At 57.8% G+C, this 4,358-nt stretch carries 9 protein-coding genes; 5 read left to right on the top strand and 4 right to left on the bottom strand.

All coding sequences use genetic code 11. From position 1 onward, the window contains the following. Nucleotides 1–228 precede the first annotated feature (228 nt). Nucleotides 229–1,068: an SGNH/GDSL hydrolase family protein gene (locus QP884_RS11180; protein ID WP_284822061.1), complete on the bottom strand. Its 840-nt coding sequence runs from the start codon at nt 1,066–1,068 to the stop codon at nt 229–231. Nucleotides 1,069–1,181: 113 nt separating this feature from the next. On the opposite strand from QP884_RS11180, the gene QP884_RS11175 reads away from it, so the two are divergent. The 5 genes from QP884_RS11175 to QP884_RS11155 are packed head-to-tail and all read left to right on the top strand — an operon-like array spanning nt 1,182 to nt 3,296. After that, nucleotides 1,182–1,355, top strand: coding sequence for a hypothetical protein (locus QP884_RS11175; protein WP_284822060.1), 174 nt, complete (start codon nt 1,182–1,184; stop codon nt 1,353–1,355). An 11-nt stretch (nt 1,356–1,366) separates the two neighbouring features. Continuing rightward, entirely contained in the window at nt 1,367–2,173 is an 807-nt protein-coding gene (locus tag QP884_RS11170) for an N-acetylmuramoyl-L-alanine amidase (protein WP_284822059.1), read from the top strand. After that, complete coding sequence (locus QP884_RS11165) at nt 2,173–2,502, top strand: hypothetical protein (RefSeq protein ID WP_284822058.1); 330 nt, start codon at nt 2,173–2,175, stop codon at nt 2,500–2,502. The genes QP884_RS11170 and QP884_RS11165 overlap by 1 nt, the downstream gene beginning before the upstream one ends. A gap of 3 nt (nt 2,503–2,505) precedes the next feature. Continuing rightward, entirely contained in the window at nt 2,506–2,934 is a 429-nt protein-coding gene (locus QP884_RS11160; protein ID WP_284822057.1) for a hypothetical protein, read from the top strand. Between the two features lie 23 nt (nt 2,935–2,957). Next, nucleotides 2,958–3,296 carry a hypothetical protein gene (locus QP884_RS11155; protein ID WP_284822056.1) on the top strand — a complete coding sequence of 113 codons (339 nt, stop codon included), beginning with the start codon at nt 2,958–2,960 and terminating at the stop codon, nt 3,294–3,296. Nucleotides 3,297–3,337: 41 nt separating this feature from the next. Here the strand turns inward: QP884_RS11155 and QP884_RS11150 are convergent, their stop codons facing one another. From QP884_RS11150 to QP884_RS11140, 3 genes are read right to left on the bottom strand one after another with little or no spacing between them, the layout of a single operon-like run. Then, entirely contained in the window at nt 3,338–3,682 is a 345-nt protein-coding gene (locus tag QP884_RS11150; RefSeq protein ID WP_284822055.1) for a hypothetical protein, read from the bottom strand. Then, nucleotides 3,679–3,873, bottom strand: a complete 195-nt coding sequence (locus tag QP884_RS11145) for a hypothetical protein (protein ID WP_284822054.1) — start codon at nt 3,871–3,873, stop codon at nt 3,679–3,681. Before QP884_RS11145 ends, QP884_RS11150 begins: the two co-directional genes overlap by 4 nt. 3 nt (nt 3,874–3,876) lie before the next feature. Continuing rightward, on the bottom strand, nt 3,877–4,113 hold the full coding sequence (locus QP884_RS11140) for a hypothetical protein (protein ID WP_284822053.1): 237 nt from the start codon (nt 4,111–4,113) through the stop codon (nt 3,877–3,879). Nucleotides 4,114–4,358 lie beyond the last annotated feature (245 nt).

The raw sequence follows: 4,358 nt of genomic DNA, 5'->3' as shown, positions 1-4,358 counted from the left end.
TTCGAGCTCTCAATGAAAACTACTCCCCACTAATCGGAAACTGATTTCTCAGTCCAACTAATGGGGAGCAGTTCACCCTCCGGGGCGCTTTAATTTTGCCAAAAAGGAGGGCACACGATGAGACCTAATCCCGCATAGCGCGGAGACCCGGTATTCCTCAACAGACGACGGGGAATGGGAGATGTATAGGACGCTTGCGAAAGGTGGTAGTGAAAAAGACTCGGCCGTTTAGCTGCCGAGATGATCTTTGAGGTATTCGGTAATGATTTTCCCGGCTTTTTCATGACCTGCTGTGTTGAAGTGGAGCTCGTCATAAAACAGGGCCGGATCGCCGCTGATGATCTGCTCCAGGTCCAGCAGGGGGATTTCCCTCAACTGTGCCGTTTCCCGGTACGTGTTGGTAAGCTCGGCGCGGGCTTTCTGGTATTCGCCTAGAACTCGTTTATTTCCGAAATTGAGCCGAGACCACTTATCCGTCTCCCAGCTCAGGTACCGGTACGGGGAAGTTACCAGAACAATATCTAGGCCTAAGCCCCGAACGAACGTCGTGATGGATTCCAGTAGGGCGCGGGTGTCGCCGAAGCTGAACTGCCACTTCGGGGCCTGCGCCGCGGCTGGGCGAATGGCAGTGTAGGTAGAATTATTGGTCCAATACCCACCCGGTAAGCGCGAAGCATTTGCATCCGACTGAGCGGTGAACAACACGATCACGTCATGCTTCTTCGCCAAGGTGGGAATCTTCGTCATGATCATGACGCATGCCTGGAGCAGGGTCATGCCGGAATACCCCGCGTTATACACATTCCAATCAACGTTCTGAGCCACCCGTGCCACGAACCGCTGGTGGGGCTGGGCGAAAGACGACTCGACAAAGGAGCCGCCGATGAAGAAGAGCGACCTTTTCTCCGGGTCAGTGTTAACACCCGTGAGGATAAACCCGTTGTCGTCTGTGTCGAGCGGGTAGTCGACGTCGTCGAGTGTGCCATCTGACCTTTTTATGTTCGCTTTGGTCGGGTGCGCTGGTCGGGTGCGATTGCGTTGCTGTTCTTTTAATCGAATACGTGCCACGCTTGACTATCCTAGCCGTATCCTCTCCCCCTCCTGTAATCGCAGTGAGGGGCTTTCTCATTCTCTGACCGCCCCACCCGGTGCGGGTTTACTAATGCCCGAAGGAGGAATCCGTGACTGCTTGGCAACCGGGAATGTTCATCATGCACGGCATGGTCTACGAGCACGACGGCAAGCATTACCGCGCCCGCTACGGCCATACCGCGCTGCCTGAATACCCACCCGACAAGACACCAGACCTATTCGACCCCATCGACAGCACGCCGGTGGGGTCTTCGCATACCTAAAGGAGACACTAATGGATTGGAAGAACGTAGAGCCGGACGTGTACCGGCTCATCAATAAGCACTACACACCAGGCCGTGGTGGACAGCAGATTAAGTACATAGTCCGTCACCACAACGCCGGAATCCTCACCATTGATGGGTGCTGGCAAGTCTGGCAAGACAGGCCCGCATCAGCCCACTACCAGGTGGAAACTTCCGGCCGTATCGGCCAGCTCGTCAACGATTCCGACACCGCGTGGCATGCCGCTAACCAGCTCCGCAACCAGCAAAGCATCGGCATCGAGCACGCCAACTGTGGCGGGGCAAACGAAGACTGGCCTATCAGCGACACAGTCATCAAGCAGGGCGCACGTCTCGCAGCAGCCCTGTGCCGCTACTACAACTTGGGCCGCCCCGAATACGGCAAGAACATCCGCGACCACAAAGAAACCGGCCAGACTGGATGCCCCTACCACCTCGCCTACGGCGGCAAATACCACCAAGCATGGATGAATGAAGCGCAACGTTTCTACGACGAGCTCACCCACGGCGGAGGGCAAAAGCCTGCCGCTGCTAAGCCGGTGAAGAAAGAAAGCAAGGGGATAACAATGAACGCAGTGGACCAGGTTAACGCCCACACCAGGGCTTTCATCACGGGGTTTTTCACTCCGCAATTTGACGCAATTCAAGAAATCTGGCGACAACTTCGAGGCCGGGAGGGTAACGGATGGCCCCAATTAGGCCAGAATGAGCGCGGCCAGAACCTCACATTGGTGGACGCAGTAGCCGCAATCCGCCAAGACCTCGCCCGCATCGAAACGAAACTGGAGGAACGCTAATGGCCAAGCACTACACCAACCCCGCACCAAAGCCCCGCGCCGTCATCGGCACCCCATGGTGGATACGCCTAGCCGTATACGTCGTGGTCGCCGCCGTGGGCCTGGCCCTCGTCGCATTCGGCATTGTCAGCCCTGACGAGGTAGACGGTTGGCTCGGCCAAACCGGTGGACTAGCAGCACTCATTGGTGGCGCCCTCGCCGCAGTGAACACAGGCCGTGAATCCGACGAAGCCCCAGTAGGCGTAGTCATCGAGCAGCCCGCCACACCGGAGCCGGAGGATGCGCCCGCCCTGCCGGTCTACACAGGCCCCACCACAGCAGGGGAGTGAACCGTGGACTGGGAAAGATTTAAGCGCCGCGCCGCCAGGTGGCTGGTCTCAGACGCTGCCGGGTTGATGATTCTGGGCAGTATCTCCATCGCTCGCGGACTGTCCTACACGCCGCTGCTGGTGAACCCGGAGCGCAGGCCAACGCACTTTATGGAGAGTGTGCTTAATCCTCCCTCGTGGGCGGTGGTGTGGCTTCTCATGGGCCTGCTGTGCGTGTGCGCCGCAAAGTGGCACAAGCTCGTTCCTGCTGCCGTGGGTGCTGTTGTGGGCCTGCATTCCATGTGGGCGCTCAGCTTCATTTTCGCCACGATTCTCGGCGACCTGCCCCGCGCTTGGGTGTCCTCCCTCGGCTACATCGGAATCGCCACCATGACCCTCTACGCCTACGGACGCGGCCAGACCAGTGAGCTGAAAATCGTAGACGGGAGGTGACGGTGATGCCCGTAGACGGGCCATTGGCTACCATCATCGTCGCCGTCATAGGTGTGGCCGGAACGGTGATTGGTAGCGTGCTGACCGAGAAGAATCAGAAGAAAAAGGCGGAGCTGGAAACCCGAGGCCCCGAGTGGGAATCGTTTACCAAAAGCATTCGTGAGTGGACGAATGAACAGCTGGAAGCCCGCGACAAGTCGATTGCGGAGATGCGGGGCGAAATTGCGGAGCTACGCGACAAACTGGAGGTCTGGAAAAGCCGGTACTTTATCGCGGTGAACCACATCCGCCAGTGGCGACTGAAGCACCCTGAAAGCGTGGCTGACATGCCCATACCTGACGAGCTAGAGAACGATTTCTAGACTGACCCTCACCCCACGCGGGTGGGGGTCTTTTTCGCGTTTTAGGGGGCAACCTCAAAATCAAAGTCCGCCATCGTGTATGCCATGTGGATATGCCCCATAAGCGCGGTGTGCTCATTACGGCTAAGACCGTCGCCTGTAACCGTGTTGGTGAGTATCACGGGTTTGCCTTCTGCTTCTGCCTGCTCGGCAATCTGTAGGGCTTGGTCGATACAGTCTGCAAACCTCACCCACTTGTCCTGGAGCCAGATGCCGGCATCGAGAGGGGGCTGGTGGGTGGTTTCCCAGCGTTGTGCGGTGCGGATATTCACGTCGCAGGCGTTGGCTACGTCCTGGGAGGTTAGGCCCATGCTGGTCCGGAGGATGCGGAACTCGTTTGGTGTCATGCTGCTTGTGTCCTTACTTCTGTGATGATGCCGAGGTTAAAATACTGGCTTCCGACTTTGCGGTCGATGGTGCCCCACTGGCCCGCGGTGTTGGTGCGCCGGAACGTCACGTCTTCGGGGAAGTGCTCTTTGAGGATGGTGTACATGTCGCGTCCGGTGTAGGTGCCAAGCGTAGTGGTGATGGTTTGCATGGGTTATGCTCCTGCCACTGCCGCGTTGATGATGGCGTGCATTTCATCACCGGTGCGCAGCTGGATGGTCACGCCGTCGATGGCGCGGGCGCGGGGGAGGTCTAGGCGGGTGCCGCGTAGTGTCATGCAGTTCTTTACCCACTCGTGGCGGGTGCGGTTGTAGCCGAAGCCTTGGGCCTTGAGCTGGCGACGGATACGTGGGGCGTTGGTGGTGTCGGTGATGTTTGCGATGAGGAACATGTCGGACTCTCTTTCCGATTCTTGCGGCCTCTTCCAGGGGTGGTTCCCCTTGCCATCTAAACTAAGTATATGCCATAAAATACGACATTGCAAGTGGATCAAAAACGGCCATGCATTTCCACGACATACGGGGCAGGAAACCACCGCAAACCACCGGAAACCACGGCACTTGATTTCTAGCGGTCGTGGAAACACCTGACATGGGTTGGGTGATTGTGTGGAGTCGAAATGGGTTCCGGATTCTG

The sequence above is a fragment of the Corynebacterium tuberculostearicum genome, assembly GCF_030229345.1.
Lineage (GTDB): Bacteria > Actinomycetota > Actinomycetes > Mycobacteriales > Mycobacteriaceae > Corynebacterium > Corynebacterium tuberculostearicum_G.
This window is presented reverse-complemented; position numbering and strand designations above follow the sequence as displayed.